Origin of the sequence: Mycobacterium sp. OAS707 (genome assembly GCF_014873705.1) — a bacterium.
Lineage (GTDB): Bacteria > Actinomycetota > Actinomycetes > Mycobacteriales > Mycobacteriaceae > Mycobacterium.
Genome location: NZ_JADBDS010000001.1, coordinates 1,724,313 through 1,749,627 on the forward strand (window position 1 = coordinate 1,724,313; position 25,315 = coordinate 1,749,627).

Below are 25,315 nucleotides of genomic sequence, written 5' to 3' on the forward strand. Positions count from 1 at the left end.
CTCGTCGACGGTGTCACCGTGTTTGCCCCCGACGATCGATTTGGACCGATGCTGCCCGTTCTGAGTTCCAGGCGAACAGCACGACAATGACAACTTCTGGTTACCCAAAGTCTCGCCAGGTCACTCGCCGACTTGGGGTAGTTCGTCGGCCGCTATTTCACACGGCGTCTCGGCGGCGACGGGTTCAGGCGGCGGCGAATCTGGCGGTGGCTCGGGCACCGGGGTCGGCGCTGGCTCGAGTTCTTCCGGTGGCGGCGGTGCTTCGACCGGAGTCTCTGCCGGTTGGCAGACAGGCTCCTCAACGGGCTCTTCTGCGGCGGGCTCGTCCTCTAGCTCGGCCGCGGGCTCGACCGGCTCATCGTCGTCTTCCGTCTCATCGTCCAATTCGTCGTCGATCCCCGGCTCGTCGATCTCCGGATCGTCGATGCCGGGGGTGTCCACTGCGTCGGCCGACCCCAGCAGACTGCCGAACGCGTCGGCGAGCTGCTGCCCGAACCCCGATAGGCCGCTACCGAGATCCGGCATGCCGCCGAGTGAAGGTGCCGACGGCGGTGCGGCCATCGCTGGTGCGGTCGAGGCCGCATCGACCGGGGGTGGCGCGGGTGGTGGTGGCGGCATTGGCTCGGCCGTCGTAGGCGCCGGCGACGGGACGGCTGACGCGCTCCACAGCGGCGGCGCCGCGACGGGTGGCGGCGGCGCGCTGAAAGCCGCAGGGACCGTGGATGTCTGCTCGGCGCGCTGCGGTGGCGTCCACGACGGACCGAGATCGCCAGGCACGTCGAACACCGCATCCGGCTCGGCGGTCAGCTCCGCCGTTGCCGTGTCGTAAAGATTCGTCACCGCAGCCGTTGCCGAACGCATCGCCGTCAGCCACCCGATGCGAATGTCGTTGTCGACAAACGGCTTAACCTCCTGGTCGATCTTCTCACTGGCTGCCGCACGATCCCCCGCACCCGTTGTCACCGTGCGCGCGGCCGCCACCCAGTCGTCCTGCGCGCGTCCATCGGCGTCGATCGCGGCCGCCACCTTCTGATCGACTGTCTTCCACAGGTTGTCCCGCAAGTCGGCCAACGCATCCGCCGACGTGCGCACAGCGGCCGCGGCAACCTCCGATGCTTGACCATGCCGACGCAGGAACGCCGTCGACGCGTCAGCGCCGTCACCCTGCCATGCCGTCGACAGTGCGCCGATGTCCTGGCGCGCCAACGCGTCTTCCGTCGCCGCCACCGCGGCTTCGAGCGCAGCGCAGTCGGCGTCAAGCGCACGCAGGTCGAGCCCGTCCTCGCTGCCGTACCAGTCGCGCACCTGCGCGGCATGGAGCGTCAGATCCGGATTCGTGTAGCCGAGCATCTGGCAGGCCCACACACAGGTCTGGACATTGTCGACAGCAGGCAATCCTTCAGCCAATCGCGCTGCGACATCTAACTTTTCGGCCACCGCTACCCCACCCGTCGGCCTGCATCGACATCGGCTTCGGCGTACCGATCCGCGGATGCGCGCAGTGCCACAGCGATCTCGGTCGCGGCCCTCGACCATTGCCCGAGCTGGACCACCACGTGATCGACAGCGGTGCGCAATGCGTCCCCACCGGCGGTGTGCGCCCGCCCGGCCGCCGCCCCGTCGAACCGCAGCCCGGACAGATGCGTGCGGACAACGCCATCGACGATGTCGGCGACTGTTTGATATTGGCGGGCCACGGCATGCAACGCCGCCACGTCGACATCAGCTTGTCCCATACCAGCTAGGACGCCGGCCAACCCCCGCCGGTTCCAATGAATTTCAGCGCTGGTCGCTGACCGACTCTGCGACGCGGACGGCCACCTGCCGTGCGGTGTCCTCGTCGGCCGCCTCGACCATCACGCGGACAACCTGTTCGGTTCCGGAGGGCCGCAACAGAATTCGGCCGCTGTCGCCGAGCTCCGCCTCGGCCTCTGCCACCGCCGAGCGCACCGACGGCGCATCGGCCACCGTGGCCTTGTCCGCGACCTGCACGTTGATCAGGACCTGCGGCAGGGTCTGCATCGGCTCGGCGAGTGCGGCAAGCGTCGAGCGCGTCTGCGCCATCCTCGACATCAGTCGCAAACCCGTGACGATGCCGTCGCCAGTCGTACCCAGGGCGGGCATCACTATGTGACCCGATTGCTCACCGCCGAGCGAATATTCGCCTGCCCGAAGCTCTTCGAGTACGTAGCGGTCACCGACACCGGTGGTGCGGACCTCGATGCCGGCCGCGCGCATGGCCAGATGCAGCCCGAGGTTGCTCATCACCGTCGCCACCAAGGTGTTCGAAGCCAGCTCACCGGCGTCCCGCATCGCCAGCGCCAGGATCACCATGATCGCGTCGCCGTCGATCACCCGGCCTGCGGCATCGACCGCCAGACAGCGATCCGCATCGCCATCGTGCGCCAGCCCGAGGTCGGCGCCGTGTGAGATCACCGCGCTGCGGAGTTGTTCCATGTGCGTCGACCCGCAGCCGTCGTTGATGTTCAGCCCGTTGGGCTCGGCGTTGATCGCGATGACGTTCGCGCCCGCGGCGCGGTACGCCCGAGGCGCTGCCGATGACGCCGCCCCATGTGCGCAGTCCACGACGACGGTCAGCCCATCGAGCCGCGTGGTCACCGCCTTGCCCGCGTGGCGCAGATAGCGGTCCAACGCGTCCTCGGCGTCCACGACTCGGCCGATGCCCGCGCCGGTTGGCCGGCTTCCCGGCCCCTGATGGACGAGTTCCTCGATGCGGTCCTCGGCGGCATCGTCGAGTTTGTGTCCGCCGGGCCCGAAGATCTTGATGCCGTTATCCGGCATCGGGTTGTGTGACGCCGAGATCATCACGCCGAAGTCGGCGTCATAAGCGCTCGTCAGGTAGGCCACGGCCGGTGTCGGCAGTACCCCGACGCGCAGCGCGTCGACGCCTTCACTGGTCACCCCGGCGATCACCGCTGCCTCGAGCATCTCGCTGCTGGCCCGCGGATCGCGACCCACCACGGCTATCCGGCGGGCATGGCCACCAACGCTGCCGAGGCGGCGCGCAGCCGCCGAGCCCAGTCCCAACGCCAGCTCAGCGGTCAGATCCTGATTGGCGACTCCGCGCACCCCGTCGGTGCCGAACAGTCGAGCCATGCCGACAAACTTCTCATAGATGGCGGTCAAAGGGCCAACCGCCAGGCCATCAGCACCGGAAAAGGCTCGCCGCCCGCACTCGGGTGGATGCGGGCGGCGAGAGTCCTTGGTGTTATCCGAGCAACCCGAGTAGCTGGTTCAGCAGGTTCAGGAACTGGAGCAGATCCGTGATGTTCCCCGCCGGGTCCAGCAGACCGGCCACCGCGCACAACAAGTTGCCGAGCAGGTTGCCCGCACCCGGCACAGCCGTGATGTTCAAGTGCACGGTGTCGAGGTGCACCGTAAGGCCCAGGAGATTCAGGTCGAGCGGCCCCAGAACGAGGTCGAGAATCTCGCAGCTGGACTGCGCCACCGCGGCGGGCATCGCCACGCCGGACTGCGAAACGTCCTGGGCGCCGGCTCCCTGACCCGGGTGGATCAGCTTGCCGGTGAGGTCTCCGACCGCCTCTACAGGTGAGGGTGCGTTCGGGGCTGTCGCCTGGCGGAAGTTGGTCACCGTGAACTGGCCGTTGAACTTCGACCCGTCAGTGGCGGTACCACGCACCTGCACTGTTTTCTTGCCAACGACCTCCGGGGGCGCTGCGCCGGCGCTGCCGGCCGCGACACCTCCCACGAGCGTGAGCGTCGCAACGGCCACCACGAGAGCGAGTAGCCGCACAAACCGTGACGTCATAGATGTACTCCTTTTCCTGTCGGGAAGCAGTGAACCGGTCCCCGACCAGCTCCGTGACGTCGCACCGGAGGTAGGAGCGGCCCGCTTTCGCGAGATGCACCTTGCTTCCGCAGCGGTCTTTCCTCGATCAGACGGGGGTTCAAACCAAAAATTGCCAGAAAAATTATTGTTGGCGTAAATCTCGCCCACAGCCTAAATAGCTAGCGAGTCAATAATTTGCTGGTTATCTACCATCGCAATGTTTACTGCCGCGCAGAATTCTCTTGGGGCTGTGCTGTACGAATAACGAATCCGCTTGTGCCCGAACATGACTCACCGCCCGCACCCGGGCGGGTACGGGCGGTGAGATTTGAGAACGAGAGCTACCGCGCGGCAGTAGTGGTCGTCGTCGTAGTCGACGGCGTGCTCGTCGTTCGGTTCTGCCCAGGCGCGTTCTCGGAGTTACCCGGCCCGTTCTGGGCGAACGTGAACGTCAGCCCGCCCTCGGCGCCCGCACAAGTGCCGGGCACCGGCGTGCCGTTGACGTCGAGCGCCTGCAGCGCCTCCGTGGTGATCCCTCCGTTCGGGCACGCCGACGCAATGAGCGCCTCAGCGTTCGTCAGCGACACGTCCTGCAGGACGCCGACCTGCTGGCCGCCCGCCGTCACGGTGACGTTGACCTTGCCGTCATTGACGACGGACTCAGCCGGCGGAGCTGCGTGCGCGAGTCCAAGGCCGCCCGCAGCCAGAAGGGCTCCACCCAGGAGGGCACCAGCGGACGCAAGCTTCACACGGTTCTGCATGTGTTATTTCCTTTCAGTCGGGACGCGCCGGTTCGTTCCCCCGACGGCGCGTCCGACGTGATGGCTCCCCGATGGCCCGCGATCTCAAACGCGGTGTGACGAATTCCCAGGAATGCAAAACGCCGGGCGTGCATATCGCACACCCGGCGTTTCGGCAGGTAGATCAGCGCTTGCTGTACTGAGGCGCCTTGCGGGCCTTCTTGAGGCCGTACTTCTTGCGCTCGATGGCCCGCGGGTCGCGGGTCAGGAAGCCGGCCTTCTTGAGTGCGGGCCGGTCCTCCGGCTGCACCAGGATCAGCGCCCGGGCGATGGCCAGGCGCAGCGCACCGGCCTGGCCGGACGGGCCGCCGCCATCGAGGTGGGCGTAGATGTCGAAGCTCTCCAGCCGATCCACGGTCACCAGCGGCGCCTTGATCAGCTGCTGGTGCACCTTGTTCGGGAAGTAGGCCTCGAGAGTGCGGCCGTCCAGGTGGAACTGGCCGGTGCCGGGCACCAGGCGCACCCGCACCACGGCCTCCTTGCGGCGGCCGACGGTCTGGATGGGACGGTCGATCACGACGGGCTCGCGCGGCGCCGCCTGGGTCTCGGCCTCGGTCTCGACCACGGCATCCGTGGTTTCCACGTTGTCGTCGGTCTGCTCAACGGTCTCGGTCACTGGGCCACCTGCTTGATCTCGTACGGCACCGGCTTCTGGGCGGTGTGCGGATGGTCGGGCCCGACGTAGACCTTCAACTTCTTCTGGATCTGACGACCGAGCTTGGTGTGCGGAATCATGCCGAGGATCGCCCTTTCGACGACCCGGTCGGCGTGCTTCTCCATCTCGTCACCGAGCGCACGCTTGCGCAGACCGCCGGGAAAACCCGAGTGGCGGTAGGCGTACTTGTTCTGGAGCTTGTCGCCGCTGATGGCGACCTTGTCTGCGTTGATGACGATGACGAAGTCGCCACCGTCGACATTGGGCGTGAATGTCGGCTTGTGCTTGCCGCGCAGCAGAGTTGCAGCTGCGACGGCGAGCCGGCCGAGCACCACGTCGGTGGCGTCGATGACGTACCACGAACGCGTGGTGTCACCCGCCTTCGGCGTGTATGTAGGCACAGCGTCTACCTTCTTATCTCGGGTTGGATCCCGGTGTGACCCGGGTGCCGGTCAGGCGTCGACGGCAGGGTGGTCCTCGGCGACCGACAGTGACCCGAGGCCCGTGCATACCGCACGCCAACGGAGGAGCTTACCTGCGAGCGTCCGCGCAGGTCAAAACGCGTTCGATGCGGCTATCCGCCCGCCAGGTTCAGCACGAAGTTCGCATCCGTCTGGTTCGGCACCTCCGGCGGCACCTGGACCGTTCCGGTGCCGTGCGCATTCTGGTAGATCCCGTTGCCGCCGACGATCGTCACGGGTGCCGGTTGGCCGCTGCTGAAAATCGCATCAGTCTGGTCTACGCCCTGGATGACGATCTGACCTCCGGCGAGGTTGAACGTGCCGTTGCACGCCGACTTGTCGCCGGTCAACGTGGTGCAACTGCCGCCGGTCGTGCCCAGGAACATCCCGCCGGGGCGGTCGAACAGATCGCCCGCAAAGATGAATTGGTCACCGGGGCCCGGTCCGGGTGCACCGAGATCGGCTTGGTATTGCACGGTGTCGTGCTCGAAAAGGACCAGCGTGGTGTCGGCGCTGGCCGTCGGCGCCGTCAGACCAAGCATCGGCAGCGCGAGGATTGCCGTGGCTGTCAATTTCGCATGTTTGTTCATCCCAGAGCCCCCCTTGTAGCTACTGATAGTTAGCTGAACGTACGCCGACGCGACGACGACTACAAGACAAACTCCCCCGATGCGTCGAGCTGTCGGGGGAGTTTGCGTCGGGGGCCATTGATTACCGGTAGTCGATGACCACCCGGCCGTCGATCTGACCGCGTTCCATCCGGCCGAACACCTCATTGATGTCGTCGAGGCGGGCGCTCTCCACCGTCGGGTGAATCAGGCCGCGGGCGTAGAAGTCCAGCGCCTCGGCCATGTCCTGGCGGGTGCCGACGATCGACCCGCGGATCGTCAGGCCCTTGAGCACGATGTCGAAGATCGGCGCTGGGAAGTCACCCGGCGGAAGGCCGTTGAAGACGATCGTGCCGCCACGCCGCGCCAGTCCGATCGCCTGACCGAACGCCTGCGGGTGAACCGCGGTGACGAGCACGCCGTGCACGCCGCCGGTGGCCTTCTGCACCTCGGCGACGACGTCGGACGTGCGGGCGTTGACGGCGACCTCGGCACCGAGGCGGGTGGCCAACGCGAGCTTGGAATCGTCGATGTCGATCGCGACGACCCGCAGTCCCATCGCCCGCGCGTACTGCACCGCGACATGGCCGAGTCCGCCGATGCCGGAGATCGCCACCCATTGGCCGGGCCTGGTGTCGGTCACCTTGAGGCCCTTGTAGACGGTGACGCCCGCGCACAGGATCGGTGCGACCTCCAGCGGGTCGGCGTTCTCGGGGATGCGCGCCGCATAGGCGGCGTTCACCAGCATGTAACTGCCGAAGCTGCCGTTGACGCTGTAGCCGCCGTTCTTCTGGCTCTCGCACAGGGTTTCCCATCCGGTGCTGCAGTATTCGCAGGTGCCGCAGGCCGACCACAGCCAGGCGTTGCCGACCTTGTCACCGACCGTGAGGTCGTCGACGCCATCGCCGACTGCGACGACGGTGCCATACCCCTCGTGGCCGGGGATGAACGGTGGTTGCGGCTTGACGGGCCAATCTCCGTGCGCCGCATGAAGATCCGTGTGGCACACGCCGGAAGTCTCGAGTTTGACCAATGCTTCGCCGTAGCCTGGCGTTGGCAGCTCGAGTTCCTCGACCTGTAGGGGTCCACCGAATTCGGTGACGACGGCGGCACGCATGGTATCGGTGTTGGTGGTCGCCGCGGGGGCGCCGAGGGTCTGGGTCATTTCATCATTCCAATCGTGAAAGTGGTTTTATTGAAGGGTCTTTGGTCCCGGCTTAGAAGAAGCCTTGGGCCTTGTTTCCATAGGAGACGAGCAGGTTTTTGGTCTGCTGGTAGTGATCGAGCATCATCTTGTGGTTCTCACGGCCGATGCCCGACTGCTTGTAGCCACCGAACGCGGCATGTGCGGGATACGCGTGGTAGCAGTTGGTCCACACCCGGCCCGCCTTGATGTCGCGGCCGGCACGGTAGGCGACGTTGCCGTCACGGCTCCACACGCCCGCCCCAAGGCCGTAGAGCGTGTCGTTGGCGATGTTGATCGCGTCGTCGTAGTCGGTGAACGACGTCACCGCGACCACCGGTCCGAAGATCTCCTCCTGGAAGATCCGCATCTTGTTGTTTCCGGTGAAAACCGTTGGGGTGACGTAATATCCACCACTCAAATCGCCGCCGAGTTCTGCGCGTTCGCCGCCGGTGACGAGTTTTGCCCCGTCTCGCTTGCCGATCTGGATGTACGACAAGATCTTTTCCATCTGGTCCTCGGATGCCTGGGCGCCGATCATGGTCTCGGTGTCCAGCGGATCGCCCTGCCGAACCGCTTTGGTGCGGATGGCGGCCAACTCGAGGAACTCGTCGAAGATGTCGGCCTGAATCAGGCTGCGCGACGGGCAAGTACAGACCTCGCCCTGGTTGAGTGCGAACATCGTGAAGCCCTCGAGCGCCTTGTCCTGATAGTCATCGTGCTGGGCCATGACGTCGTTGAAGAAGATGTTCGGGCTCTTGCCGCCCAACTCCAGCGTGACCGGGATCAGGTTCTGCGACGCGTACTGCATGATGAGCCGGCCGGTCGTGGTCTCCCCCGTGAATGCGATCTTGGCGATCCGGTTCGAGGACGCCAGCGGCTTGCCCGCTTCGAGGCCGAGGCCGTTGACGATGTTCACCACACCGGGCGGCAACAGATCACCGATCAACGAGAACAAGTACAGGATCGATGCGGGCGTCTGCTCAGCCGGCTTGAGCACCACGGCATTTCCCGCCGCGATGGCCGGCGCCAGCTTCCAGGTGGCCATCAGGATCGGGAAGTTCCACGGGATGATCTGACCGACGACGCCGAGCGGTTCGTGGAAGTGATAGGCGACGGTCTCCTCGTCGATCTGCGACAGCGACCCTTCCTGCGCACGGATCGCGCCTGCGAAGTACCGGAAGTGGTCGATCGCCAACGGGATATCGGCGTTCAGCGTCTCGCGCACCGGTTTGCCGTTGTCCCACGATTCGGCGACGGCGATCGACTCGAGGTTCTCCTCGATGCGGTCGGCGATCTTGTTGAGGATCACCGCCCGTTCTGCTGCAGTGGTTTTCCCCCAGGCCGGCGCAGCGGCATGCGCGGCGTCGAGCGCCTTTTCGATGTCGGACTCATCGGAGCGGGGGATCTCGCAGAACGGCAGACCGTTGACCGGGCTGGCGTTCTCGAAGTACCGGCCTGCGGTGGGAGCTACCCACTGCCCGCCGATGTAGTTCTCGTACCGGGACTGGAACGTCATCACAGAGCCTTCGGCACCCGGTCGGGCGTACACGGTCATTGGCTTCTCCTAGCTTCGCGACGTCTATGTGTCGGACGTCACTGAAGGTAGGTTTTGGACGGTTGCAGCACGGTTGCACGACGTTGCAACCGCCGGCAGGCTAGGCCAGGTCGAAATCGAGACCGGCGAGGCGTCCGCGGGCCTGGGCTCGCATCGCTGATCCCGGCGCGGCGTGGTTGTAGAGCACCCGCCAGCAGTCCCGGTCGTCGCGCCCCTCCGGCAGGTCGAGCCAACGGCGAAGCAGCGCAAGGTTTCCCGATGCCAGCACCGCGCCGCGCACGCTGGCGCTGAGTTCTCTGCGCAGGCGCGCGATGCCGGGTGACACCGACTGCGGTAGCAGTTCGCCGGTGTAGTGGGTGAGTACGCGGTCGACGTCGCCAGCGTGCAGGGCTTGCGAAACGTCGTCGTAGTCGCTGGCGATCGGTTTGAGCAACCGGTACGGCCGAGAGTCGATGTAGTCGGCGCCGATGACTCGGCGCAGCCGGGACATCTCGGCGCGGATAGTTACCACGTCGAGGTCCTTGTCGTCGAGCAGCATCGCGAGGTGATCGGCGCTCAGGCCTTCGGGGTGGCGGCCGAGCAGAACCAGGATGTCGGCGTGGCGACCGGTCAGCGTGCTGGTGTCGAGCTCGGTGCGCCAGCGCGGCCGGTCGGCGCCGAGCACCGTAAGGCGGGTGGCGGTGGGTGTTGTCGTGGGTTGGTTGAGCTGCAACAGGGCGAGGTGGTTTTCGACGGCGACGGCAGTGGCGCGGACCAAGGCAAGGGTCTGCGGCGAGGCGACCTGGGTTCCGCCGGTGAGGTCGATGGCGCCGATGAGCACACCGGTAGCGGGGTCGTGCACCGGCACCGCGGTGCAGCTCCACTGCTGGACGATCCGCGAGAAGTGCTCGGTCCCGCGGATTTGTAGCTCGGCGTCGAGTGCAAGTGCGGTGCCGGGCGCATTGGTGCCCGCGCCGCGTTCACTCCAGTCGGCGCCGGGCACGAAATTCATCCGTTCGGCCTTGCGGCAGGCTTTCCGATCGCCCTCGACCCAGAGCAGGGTGCCGTCGGCAGCGGTCACGGCGACGACGACGCCTGCGTCGGTGGCGTCGTCAACAAGCAGGCGGCGGATGACCGGAAGGGCAGGCGCCAATGGATGCGAAGCGCGCATGCGGTCAAGGACAGCGGTGGCGGTGGGAGGAGCCCCGAGGTCGGGGTCGACGCCGGTGGCCAGGCTGCGCCGCCAACTCTCAGCGACGAGGGGGCGCAACGGCGTGGCGTCCAGATCGACCTGGCCAGAGACGAATAGCTCATGGACAGCGCGCAGCGACGAAGACGACACCCGGGCTGCTGCCCGGTTGCCCGAAGTCTTCGAGATGTCCACCGGCGACCACGCTCCTCGCACGCGTGGCCGCCACGATAACCCAAGCTCGCTGGTCGCGGGCAGGGGCTTTCGGCCCTATTGCGCCGAGAGCAAACATAGGGAAACACCTGATTCCTTGCGCAAGGAATCAACATAGCTTCGCTGTGACGGACTCCCGAGTTATCTGGACCGTCTCCCCACAGTTCAAGATCCAACGGAGTGAAGATGTTTCGTGTTCTCGGCTCTGCCCTGTTCATGGTCGGCGCGGCCGCAATCGCGTTAGCTCCCGTCGCTTCGGCATCGGGCCCCTACAACAACTGCAGCCAAGCCAAGGCGGACGGCGTCTGCAACATCACGACGGATTCGCCCTGGTACCTGGCGAAGCTCGACCGCGACGGCGACGGCGTCGCCTGCGAGTGCTAGGTACGGCGACCGAAGACTCGCTGGGCTTCTGCTCGAAGTCCCCAGACTGGATGCCGCAGGACCTCGGTGATCTCATCCCGCATGGTTCCTGGCTGAAAAAGATGGGCGCCCACAATTACGGCGAGGCCGCCCGCTGCGCCGATCACCCCTACCTGTGCGCGCCTGGTCGCAACGGCAGTGGCGATCGCGGTTAGGAAGAGGACGTCTCCGACAGTCGACAACACATCGGTGGCGCGATTCTCGTGACGACTCAGCAGCCGGTCGCGGTAAGCGATAAACGCTTCACTCATCTGACCCCCTCGAACGTTCGCACGCCGCTGGCATAACGGTAGTTCGTCGAGCACGAACCGTTGTTGATTGCGACTCTTCCGCTGCACCCCTTTGCTTTTGCAACCAAAGGCAGGACTGTGCGGTCCCGTTGGCTCCCCTCCAAGCGGGACCGCACAGGGTCCTGACGTTGGGCGTCAATAGCCCCAGGCGTTGGCCGCGCTGCGATCGGTCGCTGCGACCTCATCAGAGCCGTTGCGCACGGCATTGCCGAGATTGACCAGGATCTCGTTGAGCGCGGCGGCCGCCTGCTCCCACCGTGTCTGCTCGACGCGGTACGCCTCCGCCGCCTCCCGCGTCCACACCTGTTGCAGCGGCGCGATCTGCGACCGTAGCTCATCCAGCGCGCCGTTCAACCGCGCCGACGTCGCGTGAATGTCTTGTCGCACCGTGTACTCGATTTCGTCGAAGTCATACGACAGCACGTGATCCATGACCCAGCTCCTTACAGGTTGGTCGCGACGGAACCGATTTGGTGCGAATGGCTTTCGCCGGCCTCACGCAACGTCCGTTCGTTGAAGCGGATGGTCTCTGCAATGCGCTGCAGAGCGGCGTGCAGCTTCGTCGACTCCGCGTTCCACCGCTCGACCACATCGCGGAAGCGAACGGCGGCGACACCTCCCCACACCGACGGTGACACGCTGGTCATCCGCCCGATGAAGGATTGCAACATCGCCCGGATCTCTTCATTGCGACTATCCGTCTTGCCTGCGACCGCCGACATGAGCTCGAAGTCGGTCGCGAGCGGTCCGCCCCCGGGTGACGTCATTTGGATCCTTCCGTGTCGTTCTGCGCGATATGAAGGTTGGACGTCGGCCCGTCGCATTCGGTTCCATCGAGGCGATTGGTTTTTCAGAACACCGCATGCGCCGAGGCAATCGCCCGATCGCAAACCTGTTGCATGACCTCTTCTTGTCCTGGCGCGCTCTGACACCCGATGGCGATCCTCAGTGACCGATCGATCAACACGAACCACGCGATCCGACGGTCCCGACGCACCTCGCGGTATGTCACCACAGCGCGGTCGACCCGTCGTCCGGTCGGATTGAAGTCGGCGAAGACACCATCGGGCTCCTGCTCCAGCGCGTCGCGCAGTGAGTCCGCGACCTGCTCATGCGCTTGCTGCGGTGCCAACGTCGACTGCGTGATGTGCAACGCGACGGTCGCATCATTGGGCGAAACAACCTCGACGCGTGCCGATCCGGGGCCCGAGGTGATGCGCTCGACCACCCACTGCGCGGGCACCATGACGCCGACCCGCCCCTCGACCAACAGTGTCATCGGCAGATCCGCCGTGGCCGTCGCCAGGTGGTGGCGCGCCGCAAATCCGCCGCACATCACGGCTGCCGACACCAGTGTTCCCGCCAGCACCGCCGCCGCACGTCCACTGCGCCTAACCGATGGGTGTGTCTCGCGGTGTCCTGTATCTTCCGGCGAACACATCGACTCAACACTGCGGCCAACCCAGCCGCGATCCGCAACGGTGACGTTTATGTCGTTGGCCCGCAACACCTTTATGAGCGGACGATCGCCCTCGACTCCCTCCGGCGTATCCAGCACAGCCGACGTCGGAATTCTCGCCAGCAGTCGCTCGGTGTCGTCGGGTCGCACCACGTCGACGATCGCTCCGCGCGACGCTATGACGACGAACTCGGGCGCCAACTCCACGAACGACATCTGTGGGTCGGACAGCAGTTCTGCCCGCCGCAGCACAACTACGTCGTTCGCCACTGTCTCGGCGGCGCCACACACCCGCTCCACCCGCGACGACGACCACCACGTCGGACAGACGAGCACAACCGTCTCGGCGGAACCACCGACGACGTCCTGCATGATTCTTTGCCATACCTGAGTGGCTGGTACCGCACGGTCGTCGATCAGCACAAACTCGTCGTCGATGGCGTCGATACAAGCTGAAACCCACTCCCGCTCAGCCTCATTCGGGCCGCGGATGGTGATCGGGCCTACCTCGACGACGACCTGTTTCACGGCGGGTCTGTCCACGCCACCTGGACCAGGTGATCGGACTGGACGCGGGTGACAAGCGTTCCCCGCCCCGGCGGCTGCCGCGACGGCCGAACCGAACCCAGCAAGACGCCGTCGTCCGCGCTGGCGCTCATCATCAGGCCCATGCATCCCAACTCGCGCAGCCGCGCCAGAACCGGATCGAACATCGCGCGCGCTGCTCCACCCGAGCGGCGGGCAGCGATCACGTGCAGGCCGACATCCTTGGCATGTGGGAGATAGTCAGCCAGTGGCGTTAACGGGTTGCCGGTGGCGGTAGCGACCAGATCGTAGTCGTCGACGACAAGGTAGATCTCAGGTCCGGACCACCACGACCTGTCGCGCAGTTGCTGTTGTGTCACCGTCTCACTGGGCAACCGGGCCTCCAACTGCTCGACAAGGCCAGAGACTCGCGTCGCAAGGGTCGTGGCCGACATCGAGTACCCACCTAGATGAGCCGATTCGACAACACCGAGCAGCGTTCGGCGGAAGTCGACGATCTCGATCTGCGCGGCGTCCGCACTAGTGGTGCGGACGATCTCCCGACACAGCAGGCGCAGTGTCGACGTCTTTCCGCACTCGGTTTCTCCGAGCACCAGCAGATGTGGCTGATCCGCGAAATCGAGTGTCACCGGTCGCAATTCAGCCTCCCCTACGCCGAGAACCACGTGGCCGCCGGTGGCATCGTGAGCAACGTGCAGCGGCAGAAGTTCGATCGGCTGTGCGCAGCACCCGCCCCACCGCATGATCCTGTCCTCGCCGACGCGTGGCCACGCGATCAACATTTCCTTGCCGTCGCCCGTGATGCCGCGACCCGGCGGGATATGGCCCAGTTGCCGGGCACGCTTGCGGTCCATTTCGGAGTCGGCCGGATCGCCGAGTCGCAACTCGATGCGGGTGCCGAGCTGATCCTTCAGCGCGGGGCGGATGTCGGCCCAGCGGGATGCGGTCACCACCACATGCACGCCATACGAAAGGCCCTGGGCTGCCAGGGCGATCACCCGCGACTCGAGGGCTTCGAAGTCTTGCCGCAGGGTGGCCCAGCCGTCGATGACGAGAAAAACATCACCGGAGCGCGGGGCACCGGCCTCTCGGTTGCGCACGATCGACTCCATCTCGGCGACCACGCGCCTGCAGAGGTCGGCATCGGATCGTGCCGCGACCGATCCCACATGCGGTAGATCACGCAACGCCGCCAATTCACCTCCGCCGAAGTCGAGGCAATAGAACCGCGCCACGGTCGGGTTGTGCGTTGCGGCAAGTGCTGTCACCAAGGTGCGCACGGTTGTTGACTTACCAGTTTGTGGTGCACCGACAATGGCGACATTTCCTGCGGCTCCGGATAAGTCGGCGATCAGCAAGTCACGACGTTGGTCGTAGGGGGAATCGATGACCCCGATCGGCACCGACAACGGGCGATCGCTCGAACCGCAGACGATGAGATCGTCGAGTACCGGTGACTGCGTCAACGGCGGCAGCCACACCCGGTGCGCCGGCGTTCCATGGCCCGCCAGTCGATTCAGCACAGTATCCATCAACGTCTGAGCGCCGGGTGGTTGTACCGGCTGGGTGATCCGGCCGACGGCCGCTGCGGTGAACAACCGGGGCGTGCTCGACGGAACGGAACCTTCGGCCACGCGCAGATTTTCGTACGGTGCCGAGACAAACGCCGTTTGGAAACGCACCATCTCTGAGTCCGGCGTCTTCAGGTACGCGGCCCCGGGTGAAGTGGGTAAGTGATACGCGTCGGGCACACCGAGCACGGCTCGGGATTCACTGGCGGAGAACGTCTTCAAGCAGATGCGATATGACAGGTGCGTCTCCAATCCCCGCAGCCTGCCCTCATCGAGCCGTTGGCTGGCCAGCAGCAGATGCATGCCGAGCGAACGGCCCAGCCGTCCGATTGCGACAAACAGTTCGGCGAACTCGGGATGCTGACTGAGCAACTCGGAGAACTCGTCGACAACGATGAACAGGGCTGGTAACGGCGGCATGGCGCGACCTTGTCGCCGCGCTCGTTCGTAGTCGGCGACGTTCGCGAAAAGTCCCGCGGCACGCAGCAACTCTTGTCGACGGTTCATCTCGCCGGCAAGTGCGTCTTGCATACGAGCGACGAGGTGCGCTTCGTCGGACAGGTTCGTGATGATCGCCGAAACGTGGCAGACGCGGTCCAGGCCGAGGAACGTCGCACCGCCCTTGAAGTCGACGAGCACCAGATTGACGACGTCGGGCGGATGAGCCGCGATCATGCCGAGGACCAAAGTGCGCAGGAACTCCGATTTTCCCGAGCCGGTGGCGCCAACGCAGAGGCCGTGCGGTCCCATCCCGCTCTGCGCGGCTTCCTTGATGTCGAGCATGACCTTGTCGCCGGCTTCGGTCACGCCGATCGGCACCCGAAGCCGTTGGCTGTCCGATCGTGGATGCCATTGCCGCGCGGGTTCGATGCTGTCCGGATCGGTCAGGCCCATCATTTCGAGCCAGCCGGTGATCGAGGCATGGCGGGCCGCACCGACGTCGCGATACGGCGCTAGACGTCTGGCGCAGACCAAGGCCTGCGACTGCGTCAAACCGTCGCTTCGCATATCGCCGTCCAGGGCCAGCCGCAGGCGCGGGCCTTCGATGAAGGGTTGCTCGAGTGCGGGTGCCCGTCCGTCGTCGACGACGACAACCACATGCGGCGCCGTCGCGTCGTTTCCGCACGCCGCGGTCGCATCGGCCAGACTGCGGTAGATCATCCTTGCCGGACCGGCTGCGTCGGCCAGCAGCGGATGCTGTTGGTGTGGAAGCCATTTGAGCCAGTCCCAGTCCTCGGACATGGGTCCCGCCACGACGACAACTCGCAGATCGTCGGGGCTGTGCAGAACCGCAAGCTGACAGAGCATGGCGCGCAGTAGCGCCCTCACGACCGTCGGATCCCCGTCGAAGACAACGGCGGAGACGTCCCGCAACGACGCCACGACCGGCACATCGGCCACCACCGATCGGCGCCGGATCAATCGGGACACCGCCGACGCGGTGACCGGGTCGAGGCCGGGCTCCGGCGTCACGAGACGGGCGGACAGCGGCCGCTCGCCGAGGCCGATCCTGACCTGACAGAAGTCGGGATCGTCGAGCGCACGCTCCCACATGCGCTGCCCGCCGATCAAGGTCCATAGCGTCGCCGGATCGGGATGGCTCCAATGCAGCGAGCGATGCTGATCGGCAGCGGCGCCGGCGATTGTCCGATCCAGACCGTCGAGGTAGCCGAGGTAGTCGCGGCGGCCCTCGTTCAATTGCGCGTTCTGATTTGCGCCTCGTGTGCTGTATGCGAGCGAGCCAAGGACCGACGCGATCATCATGACCGGAAAGAACATGGACATCGGCCCACGGCTCGCCGACGCGCCGCCCGACGAGAAGTACAGCGCCATCATGCCGCCTGCCGCGACCAGCATGGCCACCGGCAGCAGGCGCGCAAGTAGATTGCCGGGCAAGGGTTTCGGGACTTCGGGCGGCGGGTCGACCGTGACGTCGCCCTGCACCATGGTCGGGGCGGGCAGTCGCGGCTCACGGGAGAACTCCATCGTCTGAAGGACGATGCGTAGGTCCGTTTCGTTCCATCCACAGCTCCCGAAATTGTCGAGCCGGCGTGGGCTCGGGTCGCGTTACGGTGAATGCGCGGGCGTCAATGGGGGGTGATGCGATGCCGGATTCGATGTGCCGGTTGGCAGTTCAGCACGGGCCGGACACTGTCGAGCTCGCACTGCCGAGGAGCACGCCGGTCGGACTACTGCTGCCGTCGGTCGTGGACCTCGTCAAGCCCGACACGCTCCCCGCCGAAGAGGGGTTGCGGTGGCACCTGTCCCGCGTCGGCCACGGCCCGCTGGACGAAGCGATCAGTCTGCACGACAACGCTGTTCACGACGGTGAGCTGTTGCTGCTCGCCACCGCGCCCTCTCCAACGCCCGTCCGTGTGCCAGACGACCCGTGGCAGGTGCTCGTCGAAACCCGTGACCGTCGGTCTGTGCCTCAGCGTGCCATAGCGGCGGCATGCTTGAGTGCTTCGCTGTTCGGCGTCGCGGCGTTGGCCTGGGCAGGCGTGGTCACCCAGGCAATCGGCAACGTCATGGCGGCAACCGCCATTGCGGCCGCGGCCATGATCGCAACGGTGGCGGTGCGCCGCGCATACCCCGACCCGCTGGTCGTCGTCACCCTTGGCGTCATCGCCGTTGCGTTCGGCGGCGCGGCCGGATTTCTCGCGGTGCCCGCCGGACCCTCGACGGCCAACGCATTGCTCGCGGCCGCGGTGGCATTCGCGACATCGACGGTGTTGATTCGCATAACTCATTGCGGTGCAATCTGTTTGACAGCTATCGCGACCTCATCCGCACTGACGACCGCTGCTGCCCTGTGTGGTGTCGCATGGGCAGTGCCGATCACCACAACCGGCGCGGCGCTAGCCACGCTGGCCCTCGGAGCCCTCGCAGCGGCAGCCAGGTTGTCGATCGCAACTGCCGGGTTGGCCCACGCAGAAGACGATTTCACTGAGCTGACGCCACAGGCGATCGCCGCTCACCAAACCTTCACAGGACTCGTCACCGGGTCGGCGGCCGCAGCTGCGATCGGTGCGGCACTCGTCGCATCCGGTATACCTACCAGACCGAATGCAGTCCTCTTCACGGCCGTGGTGGGTCTGGTGATGGTGCTGCGCGCCCGAACCCACGTCGACAGGCATCGCACCGTCGCGTTGGTGGCGGCTGGGATCGCGGCCATCGCAGCCGGTGGTGTCACCGTCGTGATTTCGGCTCCAGAACACGCTGTCTGGGTGAGCCTCGTCGCGCTCGCAGTCGGCATCGGCATGCTGGTTCGTGGATTCGGCGCAACGCGAAACGTACTCGCGCGCCGCACCGTCGAGGTGTTGGAGTACGCGACACTGGCCGCTGTGCTGCCACTGGCATGCTGGGTCGGCGACCTCTACGGGCTGGTCCGCGGTGTGAGCCTGTCATGATTGCCGAGCGGATGACGAGGTTCTGTGTCGCAGGCCTTCTCGCGACATTGCCCACCTGTTTCGCGCCGCCCGCCGCCGCGGTCACACCGCCGATGGTCGACGATTCGATGCTGCCGAAGCCGGGTCCGCCTGCGCCACCGCGGCCGACGAAGCAACGGGACCCTTGCGTCGTGGCCGCACCCGCCGGCGACAAGGCTGAGGCTGGACAACTGGCAGGACTGAATCTGCAGCAGGTCTGGAAGTTCACCCGCGGAGCCGGGCAGACCGTCGCGGTCATCGACACCGGCGTCCAACGTCACCGCCTCCTCCCCCACCTGGTGCCCGGCGGGGACTACGTGTCCTCCACCGACGGTACGACCGATTGCGACGGCCACGGCACCATCGTGGCCGGGATCATCGGTGCAGCACCGGATTCAGATGGATCGACATTCAGCGGCATCGCGCCCGACGCCACCATCGTCAGCATTCGCCAGTCCAGCAACAAGTTTCGGGCAACCGATGATCCATCGGGCTCCGGCTTCGGCGATGTCGACACGCTTGCGAGCGCTGTGCGTACCGCTGCCGACATGGGCGCGACCGTGATCAACGTGTCCTCGGTGGCGTGCCTACCCGTGGACAGCGGTTTGGACGACCGTCCCCTCGGCGCCGCGTTGGCCTACGCGGTCGACGTGAAGAACGTCGTTGTGGTCGCCGCCGCCGGAAACGTCGGCACCGCCGGTCAATGCCCCGAACAGAATCCGGCAACCGATCCGGCCCGCCCGGGCCGACCAGATTGGGATCGGGTGAACGTCGTGGCGAGTCCTGCTTGGTATGACGACTATGTGTTGACGGTGGGTTCGGTCGATACGCACGGCGCGCCATCAGCGTTCAGCCTTGCCGGGCCCTGGGTGGACGTCGCGGCTCCGGGTGAAGGTGTCGTGTCGTTGGATCCCGATGGTGAGGGTCTGGTGAGCAGCCTTCCTGCAGCCGGCGATCCGATCCCGATCACGGGTACGAGTTATGCGGCACCAGTGGTGAGCGGCATCGCCGCGCTGGTGCGGTCGCGCTCGCCCGAACTGACTGCGCGGCAAGTCATGCAGCGCATCAAAGCGACAGCGCATCAGCCCGCCGCCGGTTGGGATCCTGTTGTCGGGCAAGGGGTTGTCGATGCGACGGCGGCGGTGACGGCCGGTACCACACCTGCCCTGGCAGATGCCCCGTCACGACCCGTCTCCTATCCGAGCCCCGCTCCCACTGAGCATCGGGCATATCGGATTTCCGTCGGCGGCGCGGCGGTATGTCTGGCAGTATCCGTCGGCGCAGTCGTGATGACGACAGCGGCGGCACGGCTACGACGGTCCGGCAACACTGTCCCGCACGATTGACGCCGCTTCCTTGCTCAGCTCCGGTCCGCGTGGCAACCGGGCCAGCACCGGCCAGGGCGCCGGAACGGGCGGTCCTGGCAGACCCAGCTGCTTCGCAGTGTGTTCGTCGCGAAGACCGAATACGACGCCGGCCTCGGTGACGAAGTAGAGCGAACCGGCGCTCGCGCCGTCGTCGGCGATGCCGACTGACCGAATGTAGGCGCCGCGACCCCGTGGAATCGAGAAGGCGTCGACGTTCGGACCGTCGCCGTCGGACTGCGCCAGTGTCAACGAGCTCGCGGGGGCTGGAAGTGAATCACCCACCAGCACAGCTATTTTGGTGTCCGTCACAGTCAGTTGCCATCGGGCACACACCATCGCAGCGGGTGAGACACCGGCGGTATCCGGATACGTCGAGACTCGAAGCGTGTCGACACCAGGCATGGCCGCGATGACGTCTGGTGTCACCACATCGATGTCACGGTCGTCCTGTGAGTCGGTGAAGCGGACGAGGTCCGCGGTGACCTGGCCGACCCGCTGCACCCCTGTGGCGAGTACGACATAGTACTCGTCGGCGCCCGCGCGGGCGATTCGCACCACGCTGCCGACGGCAAACCCGCGCAGCGGACTCGGTGCGCCCGCACCGGGAATGTGGGGCGCGGCGATGGGCGGCGCTTCGGGTGTCGCGTCCAGAAGCGTCCGCGAAACCGAGCGAGGGGTGACGCCGTCCAGTTGCAACGCTCGAACGACCGCACGGTTGCGCAGGTCCACCTTGGCCCGCAACCCGGAATAGAGCAGATACGTCGAAGCCGCGCTCTCCCCGCGAGCCGTGACGAGAACCGCGGGACCCGTCGCGAGGCCACCTTCGGGCAGCGCTCCGGCGATCACGGTCGTCTTGGCCGCGTCCTCGCAGACCGCCCAGCCGGATTCGTCCTCTCGCAGCGGCGGCGCGATCTCGGCGGGCGCGCCGGGAATGCCGAGAAGCGGACCACGCGTGGAGTTGCTGATGGCCGCCGCGCTCACCGCTTCGGGATTCGCGGGCGTGTCAGCGATCAGGCGCGCGGACGCGAGATTCAGCACTGGATGAACGACGTCACCGATGCGGACGTAGAGGGCACCCGATTCCCGCACCACCACTATCGGGGCGCTGCCAAGGTGGTCCGGTGGGCGTAAGAACGCCAGCACCACACAGACCGCGACGACGATCGCGGTGATGACGGTGCCTGCGCTCAACGAAAGCGATTGCGCGCGAAGCGGATCGTCGAGCATTCGCACGTCGCCGCGCACCAGCGCGTGCTCCATCCGGCGCAGCAGGAACCGCTGGCCGCTGACCTGCAGCCGCATAGGTGATTGCCGAGTCATACTTCCCCCGCGGCCAGCCTAACCGCGGCCAAGGGAGGCCGATGTCACGGATTTCGTCAGAACGTGCGGAGCAGAGCGGTTCGACCCTTGATGTGAAGCTTCTCGATGCTCGAGCCGCGTAATTCCTCCATGCGCCGCCGCATTTCGTCACCGAGAGCGTCCAGCTCGTCGTCGCTCATCTCCACTGGCGGTGGACACAGGTCACGCTCTTCTTCGGCGGCGTGTGCGTCCAGCACCGTGACGAACGATTCCCACTCCTCTTGGTAGCCAGGCGCATCGGGCGCTGTCCTCAGTGCCACGGCAAGTTGGTCAAAGACCTGTCGATGCTCTGCGTGTGCGATGGCAACGAGCTTGCTGGCCGCCTGCACGGCAGGGTAGAAGAGTTCGTCTTCGATACGCATGTGGATGTCCAACTCGACCAAGAACTCGTCGAGGGTTTCCTGCCGTTCGTCCGAAACGGGCGGCATCGCGGTGATCTTCTTGCACAGCCCGCGCAACGTGTTGTGGTGCTCGAACAGCACGTCGAAGGCGTTCATTGCGCGCGCACCTCCACCATTCCGTCGCGGACGCGGGCCGCGTAGCTGGGCAGCGGCGCGGTGGCCGGCCCCTTCAGTACGTTGCCGGATTCACATTCGAATCGTGAACCGTGCCAAGGGCATACGACACGGCCGCGGTCGACCCAACCGTCCGACATCGGAGCGCCGAGGTGAGGGCAATACTCGCCGACCGCGAGCACATTGCCGCCGTCGCGGTGCAATACCACGCCGACGCCGTCGATCTCGACTCGCTGCGGTCGCCCATCCAACTCGTTCACCGGCAAGGCCGGCGTCCAGTCCGCGGTCTGCAAACGTGGACCCGACTGGTCAACACCCACACCCGACCCGTACACCAGCGAGGCACCCAGATAGCCGCTTCCGAGAGTGAGGCCGTAGCCCAGCGCCGTCCCGGCCATGCCGCGGAGATGACGGCCTCGTCGACGATCCCACCACGACACCGCATACAGCCCGGTCGCGACAACGTTCAACAGGCCGTGCACGATCCCGATTCGCCGGGACTCGTCGTGGGTGTGCTGCCAATCGGTCGCACCCGTTGCGGCGGCGCCGAGATTGCCGAGAATGCCAACGCCCAGCGCCACCGTCGACGCGTCGCGCATGGTCGTGCGGCCCGGGAGCACGCTCACTGCGTCCAACGTCACCGCCGTGGCGACTGCGCCCGTCGGCAGGCTGGTCAAGGCCGGGTGAAGCGGATGCCCCAGCCACGTCCCGTGCAGCGCGTTGCTCACACGCTCCCGATTGCGGCCGAGCGCTGCGAAGCTCACCGCAAGGACGTGTTCGAGTCGATAGCTCGGACGATCCAGCCACCGTTGACGACCAAGCTTCTCGATTGCTCGGAATCCGATTTGTCGCGTGTGATCCGGTCTGGAACGCGGCTGATGTACCACGGCAGCCCTCCCCAGGTTCTGCGTGTTGAAACTTCGGCCGGCCGTCCCCGCACACCCTGACCCGTCACCAGAAACACGAAACGCCGCCGGCTTCGGTTCAATCGGAAGCACGGTGGCGGCAAGCCGGTAGACGTACCTGACGGTTACGTGAATTTTCCCTGATATGTCGCGAGCCGCGACAAAACAGATGTACGTTCCGCTGCATGTCCAACCATTTCACCGGCCTGTCCCTTGGACCGCCGCTCGGCGATCAGCGTCTCGATCTGTGCGATCTCTACGCGTTCGTTTCGCCCGCCGACCCGGGCCGGACCGTGATCATCATGAATGCCAACCCGCTGGCCGACGCGCTGCACCCCGACGCGATCTACCGGGTCGCGATCGACAACGACGGAGATCTGTTGAACGACATAGCTTTCAGCTACGTCTTCTCAGAACCCAAGGACGGCAAGCAGACCGTCGACGTCTACTTGGCGGCCAATGACGAAGCCGAAGAGGCCGAAGCCGTCGGCGAACGGATCTTCACGAACGTTCCGGTTTCGTTCGTCGGCGACGAGCCCTACATCGCCACCTCAGGCGACTTCACGTTCTTCGCAGGCGCCCGCAGTGACGCATTCTTCTTCGACTTCGACGGCGTCAAGCAGCTGTTCGACACCTCCGGTAAGCGCAACTTCACCGATCTGACGCTGCCCGGCGAATCCCCTTGGACCGGAGTCGATTCCAACACCAAGGCCAACGTGTTCTCCACCGCCATCGAGATGCCGACCAGCTTTTTGGGGGCCGACCCCGACATCCGGATCTGGGGCCGTTGCAGCGTGCGGAAAAACGGCAGGCTGCTTCACGTCGACCGCGCAGGTCACCCGTCGGTCAGCAGCTTCTTCAATACCGACGACACCAAAGAGGAGTACAACGCCAGCGAGCCGGTGCACGACCGGGAGCGGTGGATCGACATGTTCATCCACCAACTGGGCCACACCGGTGACTACTCGCGCGAGGAAGCCATCGCGGCCATCGACACCGAAGGCACGCTGCCCGACATGTTGACGTTCAACCCGTCGAAGCCGGCGAAGTACCCGAATGGCCGCGTCTTCACCGACGACGTCATCGACTACCGGCTGGCGTTCCTGACCAAGGGCGAGTGCCCGCCGTCGGGTCTGAGCCCGCACACCGACACCCTGGCGGAGTTCCCGTACCTCGGACCGCCGCACCAGTGACCGTCAGCGCCAGCGGGCCCACACATAAGGCACCAAGGCGCGCAGAAAATCGAGATCTGGACCCGGTTGGGCATCGACGAACGCCTGCTCGAAATACTCCTCGGCGACCAACAGAATGCCTTCGGCGTATTCGGAGGTGAACGCGATGCTGCCGTAGTCGTCCATCAGCGCGCGCACCGCGTTCACCATGTCAGCTGATCGTTCGGAACGGTTGCGCCATAAATAGTCTCGAACAAACTCGAGGTCGACGCCCGACGCGTTGGCGAGCAGATGGACGAGCGGAAGCGTGCGCTTACCCTCGTACAGATCGCCGAGGATCTCCTTACCGTAGGAACGCTCGTCCCCGACGAGGTTGAGTAGGTCGTCGCGAATCTGGAAGGCGGCGCCGAAGTGAAACCCGAAGCGCACCAACGGCGCCAGGTCGGCCTTACCGCCTGATCCCACCAATGCGCCGACACGTAGCGGGTGGATCGTGGTGTACCAGCACGTTTTGTGCATGATCAGCTCGAGGTAGTCGTCGGGCCCTAGATCCTCGACATTGTCGAGTTGCCAGCCGACTTCGATGGCCTGGCCCTCCAGCGTGCGCATGGCCATGGTGTCGAATTCATGCCACACCAGGTCGGCGAGATCGCCATCCAGTCGCCGGGTCGCCTTTCGCAGCACCTGCCCAGCAATGATGGCAAGGCCGTCACCGGCGTTGAGCGCGGCGGCCATGCCGTGCGTTGCGGCAAGCGTCGGTCGGCCACGGCGCATCTCGCTGCCGTCGGCGACGTCGTCGTGAACCAGAAAAGCGTTGTGCAGCAGTTCAATTGCGACCGCTATACCCATGACAGCTTCGGGCTCTGCGCCGAACGCCCTGCTGGCGGACAGACACAGCGCGGGCCGCAGCGCCTTGCCCGGCCGCGACGGGTACTCGCGCATCGGCCCGTACAGCCATTGCGCCGGTTCACCGTCCGGCATGGCGTCGAGCATCGCGCGACGAACCACCTTGGCCACTCCGCGCAGGTGGGCGTCGACCTCAGCGACGAGCTCGGCACGGTCGGCGGTGCTCGTCACGGCAGCAGCGATGTGACGGTCAGTACTACTGGAAGCCAGACGTCGGGATGACCGTCGGCCAGAAGGTTTCCCCGATACACGCCAGGCCGGACGTCCCCGGTCACGTCAACCCCGATCTCGACGCCTCGACTCGAACGTCGCGGCATAGGAACAGGATTCGGATCGCAGTGCACTGTGGCCGCCGGCACCATGTCGCCGTCGTGGGCCAGTAAATCGCTGCACCGCAGCCGAATCTCGCCGAGCTGATCGGGACCATTGTTGTGCAGCCACACCTCTGTGCTCGCTCGACCCGGCGCGTCGGCGTGAAGCTCAAGAGTCCCGTTGCCGCCGGTCCGGCCGAACTCAAGCGTCGCCGGGCCGGCAAATGGCAAATTCGAGAACTTCGCCGAACCCACGAGAAACTGACCCGCCATCGCCCACCAGATATTCATCAGTCTCTCGATATCCGGATTGTTTCGCCGGCCGGCGCCATTCTCCTCGGCCAGATCTGCGGCAGAACCCGTGGACGTTTCTCCCGGACCTTTGTCATTGATCGCCCCGACGAAGCGGTCGACCAGCTTGCTGGCAGCACGGAAACCCTGGGCCTGGATTGCGTTCAGCGCGCGCACATTGGCGGCCGGGTCGAAGACCGACGCCCACGGCACCTCCGTTATGTTGCCGTCATCGCCAAAACCCCGGCTCACCTGCAGATCCTCCCCCGCAAATCAGACTGGTTTGCGTACGCTCCACGGTATGCTAAGCGCGCC

Annotated in this window: 25 protein-coding genes; 4 read left to right on the forward strand and 21 right to left on the reverse strand. The window is 65.6% G+C overall.

What is annotated here, in order from left to right; translation table 11 throughout:
• Nucleotides 1–120: 120 nt before the first annotated feature.
• From GGC64_RS08565 to GGC64_RS08615, 11 genes are all read right to left on the reverse strand, one after another.
• A complete protein-coding gene (locus GGC64_RS08565; RefSeq protein ID WP_192721958.1) occupies nucleotides 121–1,437 on the reverse strand; it encodes a hypothetical protein in 1,317 nt (438 codons plus the stop codon).
• Nucleotides 1,438–1,439: 2 nt separating this feature from the next.
• Nucleotides 1,440–1,736, reverse strand: a complete 297-nt coding sequence (locus GGC64_RS08570) for a type VII secretion target (RefSeq protein ID WP_192721959.1) — start codon at nucleotides 1,734–1,736, stop codon at nucleotides 1,440–1,442.
• A gap of 43 nt (nucleotides 1,737–1,779) precedes the next feature.
• Complete coding sequence (glmM, locus tag GGC64_RS08575) at nucleotides 1,780–3,117, reverse strand: phosphoglucosamine mutase (RefSeq protein ID WP_192721960.1); 1,338 nt, start codon at nucleotides 3,115–3,117, stop codon at nucleotides 1,780–1,782.
• 112 nt (nucleotides 3,118–3,229) lie between these two features.
• Nucleotides 3,230–3,790, reverse strand: coding sequence for a hypothetical protein (locus GGC64_RS08580; RefSeq protein WP_192721961.1), 561 nt, complete (start codon nucleotides 3,788–3,790; stop codon nucleotides 3,230–3,232).
• Nucleotides 3,791–4,152: 362 nt separating this feature from the next.
• Nucleotides 4,153–4,572 carry a hypothetical protein gene (locus GGC64_RS08585; protein ID WP_192721962.1) on the reverse strand — a complete coding sequence of 140 codons (420 nt, stop codon included), beginning with the start codon at nucleotides 4,570–4,572 and terminating at the stop codon, nucleotides 4,153–4,155.
• Nucleotides 4,573–4,735: 163 nt separating this feature from the next.
• Nucleotides 4,736–5,227, reverse strand: a complete 492-nt coding sequence (rpsI, locus tag GGC64_RS08590; RefSeq protein ID WP_370582026.1) for a 30S ribosomal protein S9 — start codon at nucleotides 5,225–5,227, stop codon at nucleotides 4,736–4,738.
• Nucleotides 5,224–5,667, reverse strand: coding sequence for a 50S ribosomal protein L13 (gene rplM, locus GGC64_RS08595; RefSeq protein WP_192721963.1), 444 nt, complete (start codon nucleotides 5,665–5,667; stop codon nucleotides 5,224–5,226). The genes rpsI and rplM overlap by 4 nt, the downstream gene beginning before the upstream one ends.
• Before the next feature lie 173 nt (nucleotides 5,668–5,840).
• Nucleotides 5,841–6,299 (reverse strand): hypothetical protein, encoded by a 459-nt coding sequence (locus tag GGC64_RS08600; RefSeq protein WP_225951214.1) that lies wholly within the window; start codon nucleotides 6,297–6,299, stop codon nucleotides 5,841–5,843.
• 139 nt (nucleotides 6,300–6,438) lie between these two features.
• A complete protein-coding gene (adhP, locus tag GGC64_RS08605; protein WP_192721965.1) occupies nucleotides 6,439–7,500 on the reverse strand; it encodes an alcohol dehydrogenase AdhP in 1,062 nt (353 codons plus the stop codon).
• Nucleotides 7,501–7,552: 52 nt separating this feature from the next.
• Nucleotides 7,553–9,076 carry an aldehyde dehydrogenase gene (gene adh, locus GGC64_RS08610; protein ID WP_192721966.1) on the reverse strand — a complete coding sequence of 508 codons (1,524 nt, stop codon included), beginning with the start codon at nucleotides 9,074–9,076 and terminating at the stop codon, nucleotides 7,553–7,555.
• A 100-nt stretch (nucleotides 9,077–9,176) separates the two neighbouring features.
• The gene (locus GGC64_RS08615; RefSeq protein WP_192721967.1) at nucleotides 9,177–10,439 is read right to left on the reverse strand and encodes a helix-turn-helix domain-containing protein; all 1,263 of its coding nucleotides are present in this window, start codon (nucleotides 10,437–10,439) and stop codon (nucleotides 9,177–9,179) included.
• A gap of 204 nt (nucleotides 10,440–10,643) precedes the next feature.
• Here GGC64_RS08615 and GGC64_RS08620 point away from each other — a divergent pair, with 204 nt between their 5' ends.
• A complete protein-coding gene (locus tag GGC64_RS08620) occupies nucleotides 10,644–10,841 on the forward strand; it encodes an excalibur calcium-binding domain-containing protein (RefSeq protein WP_192721968.1) in 198 nt (65 codons plus the stop codon).
• Here the strand turns inward: GGC64_RS08620 and GGC64_RS08625 are convergent.
• From GGC64_RS08625 to eccCa, 5 genes are all read right to left on the reverse strand, one after another.
• Nucleotides 10,838–11,131, reverse strand: a complete 294-nt coding sequence (locus GGC64_RS08625) for a hypothetical protein (protein ID WP_192721969.1) — start codon at nucleotides 11,129–11,131, stop codon at nucleotides 10,838–10,840. The genes GGC64_RS08620 and GGC64_RS08625 overlap by 4 nt on opposite strands.
• Before the next feature lie 174 nt (nucleotides 11,132–11,305).
• Nucleotides 11,306–11,602, reverse strand: a complete 297-nt coding sequence (locus GGC64_RS08630; protein ID WP_192721970.1) for a WXG100 family type VII secretion target — start codon at nucleotides 11,600–11,602, stop codon at nucleotides 11,306–11,308.
• An 11-nt stretch (nucleotides 11,603–11,613) separates the two neighbouring features.
• Complete coding sequence (locus tag GGC64_RS08635) at nucleotides 11,614–11,937, reverse strand: WXG100 family type VII secretion target (RefSeq protein ID WP_192721971.1); 324 nt, start codon at nucleotides 11,935–11,937, stop codon at nucleotides 11,614–11,616.
• Between the two features lie 83 nt (nucleotides 11,938–12,020).
• Nucleotides 12,021–13,172 carry a type VII secretion-associated protein gene (locus GGC64_RS35250; protein WP_192721972.1) on the reverse strand — a complete coding sequence of 384 codons (1,152 nt, stop codon included), beginning with the start codon at nucleotides 13,170–13,172 and terminating at the stop codon, nucleotides 12,021–12,023.
• Nucleotides 13,154–16,732: a type VII secretion protein EccCa gene (eccCa, locus tag GGC64_RS08645; protein ID WP_192721973.1), complete on the reverse strand. Its 3,579-nt coding sequence runs from the start codon at nucleotides 16,730–16,732 to the stop codon at nucleotides 13,154–13,156. The genes GGC64_RS35250 and eccCa overlap by 19 nt, the downstream gene beginning before the upstream one ends.
• Nucleotides 16,733–16,851: 119 nt before the next feature.
• Between eccCa and eccD the strand changes: the two genes are divergently transcribed.
• Entirely contained in the window at nucleotides 16,852–18,156 is a 1,305-nt protein-coding gene (gene eccD, locus GGC64_RS08650) for a type VII secretion integral membrane protein EccD (RefSeq protein ID WP_192721974.1), read from the forward strand.
• Nucleotides 18,153–19,520, forward strand: a complete 1,368-nt coding sequence (gene mycP / locus GGC64_RS08655) for a type VII secretion-associated serine protease mycosin (RefSeq protein ID WP_370582027.1) — start codon at nucleotides 18,153–18,155, stop codon at nucleotides 19,518–19,520. Before eccD ends, mycP begins: the two co-directional genes overlap by 4 nt.
• Here the strand turns inward: mycP and eccB are convergent.
• Genes eccB through GGC64_RS08670 form a run of 3 tightly spaced genes read right to left on the reverse strand, consistent with a single transcriptional unit; the run spans nucleotide 19,485 to nucleotide 22,302 of the window.
• Nucleotides 19,485–20,861 carry a type VII secretion protein EccB gene (gene eccB, locus GGC64_RS08660; protein WP_192721976.1) on the reverse strand — a complete coding sequence of 459 codons (1,377 nt, stop codon included), beginning with the start codon at nucleotides 20,859–20,861 and terminating at the stop codon, nucleotides 19,485–19,487. The genes mycP and eccB overlap by 36 nt on opposite strands.
• A 56-nt stretch (nucleotides 20,862–20,917) precedes the next feature.
• On the reverse strand, nucleotides 20,918–21,397 hold the full coding sequence (locus tag GGC64_RS08665; protein ID WP_192721977.1) for a hemerythrin domain-containing protein: 480 nt from the start codon (nucleotides 21,395–21,397) through the stop codon (nucleotides 20,918–20,920).
• On the reverse strand, nucleotides 21,394–22,302 hold the full coding sequence (locus tag GGC64_RS08670; RefSeq protein WP_192721978.1) for a Rieske 2Fe-2S domain-containing protein: 909 nt from the start codon (nucleotides 22,300–22,302) through the stop codon (nucleotides 21,394–21,396). The genes GGC64_RS08665 and GGC64_RS08670 overlap by 4 nt, the downstream gene beginning before the upstream one ends.
• Before the next feature lie 203 nt (nucleotides 22,303–22,505).
• On the opposite strand from GGC64_RS08670, the gene GGC64_RS08675 reads away from it, so the two are divergent.
• A complete protein-coding gene (locus tag GGC64_RS08675) occupies nucleotides 22,506–23,513 on the forward strand; it encodes a DUF4331 family protein (protein ID WP_192721979.1) in 1,008 nt (335 codons plus the stop codon).
• 3 nt (nucleotides 23,514–23,516) lie between these two features.
• On the opposite strand, the gene GGC64_RS08680 is transcribed toward GGC64_RS08675, so the two are convergent.
• Together GGC64_RS08680 and GGC64_RS08685 are read right to left on the reverse strand one after the other, a co-directional pair.
• Nucleotides 23,517–24,569 (reverse strand): polyprenyl synthetase family protein, encoded by a 1,053-nt coding sequence (locus GGC64_RS08680; RefSeq protein ID WP_192721980.1) that lies wholly within the window; start codon nucleotides 24,567–24,569, stop codon nucleotides 23,517–23,519.
• Entirely contained in the window at nucleotides 24,566–25,252 is a 687-nt protein-coding gene (locus GGC64_RS08685; protein WP_192721981.1) for a hypothetical protein, read from the reverse strand. Before GGC64_RS08685 ends, GGC64_RS08680 begins: the two co-directional genes overlap by 4 nt.
• Nucleotides 25,253–25,315: the final 63 nt, after the last annotated feature.

What these genes read in the sequence shown, in the direction of transcription:
- mycP (WP_370582027.1), top strand. Translation starts at nt 18,153, where the DNA reads ATGATTGCCGAGCGGATGACGAGGTTCTGTGTCGCAGGCCTTCTCGCG.
- GGC64_RS08580 (WP_192721961.1), bottom strand. Translation starts at nt 3,790, where the DNA reads ATGACGTCACGGTTTGTGCGGCTACTCGCTCTCGTGGTGGCCGTTGCG.
- glmM (WP_192721960.1), bottom strand. Translation starts at nt 3,117, where the DNA reads ATGGCTCGACTGTTCGGCACCGACGGGGTGCGCGGAGTCGCCAATCAG.
- GGC64_RS08570 (WP_192721959.1), bottom strand. Translation starts at nt 1,736, where the DNA reads ATGGGACAAGCTGATGTCGACGTGGCGGCGTTGCATGCCGTGGCCCGC.
- eccB (WP_192721976.1), bottom strand. Translation starts at nt 20,861, where the DNA reads ATGACTCGGCAATCACCTATGCGGCTGCAGGTCAGCGGCCAGCGGTTC.
- GGC64_RS08675 (WP_192721979.1), top strand. Translation starts at nt 22,506, where the DNA reads ATGTCCAACCATTTCACCGGCCTGTCCCTTGGACCGCCGCTCGGCGAT.
- adh (WP_192721966.1), bottom strand. Translation starts at nt 9,076, where the DNA reads ATGACCGTGTACGCCCGACCGGGTGCCGAAGGCTCTGTGATGACGTTC.
- GGC64_RS08630 (WP_192721970.1), bottom strand. Translation starts at nt 11,602, where the DNA reads ATGGATCACGTGCTGTCGTATGACTTCGACGAAATCGAGTACACGGTG.
- GGC64_RS08665 (WP_192721977.1), bottom strand. Translation starts at nt 21,397, where the DNA reads ATGAACGCCTTCGACGTGCTGTTCGAGCACCACAACACGTTGCGCGGG.
- eccCa (WP_192721973.1), bottom strand. Translation starts at nt 16,732, where the DNA reads ATGGAGTTCTCCCGTGAGCCGCGACTGCCCGCCCCGACCATGGTGCAG.
- GGC64_RS08585 (WP_192721962.1), bottom strand. Translation starts at nt 4,572, where the DNA reads ATGCAGAACCGTGTGAAGCTTGCGTCCGCTGGTGCCCTCCTGGGTGGA.
- adhP (WP_192721965.1), bottom strand. Translation starts at nt 7,500, where the DNA reads ATGACCCAGACCCTCGGCGCCCCCGCGGCGACCACCAACACCGATACC.
- eccD (WP_192721974.1), top strand. Translation starts at nt 16,852, where the DNA reads ATGCCGGATTCGATGTGCCGGTTGGCAGTTCAGCACGGGCCGGACACT.
- GGC64_RS08620 (WP_192721968.1), top strand. Translation starts at nt 10,644, where the DNA reads ATGTTTCGTGTTCTCGGCTCTGCCCTGTTCATGGTCGGCGCGGCCGCA.
- GGC64_RS08635 (WP_192721971.1), bottom strand. Translation starts at nt 11,937, where the DNA reads ATGACGTCACCCGGGGGCGGACCGCTCGCGACCGACTTCGAGCTCATG.
- GGC64_RS08625 (WP_192721969.1), bottom strand. Translation starts at nt 11,131, where the DNA reads ATGAGTGAAGCGTTTATCGCTTACCGCGACCGGCTGCTGAGTCGTCAC.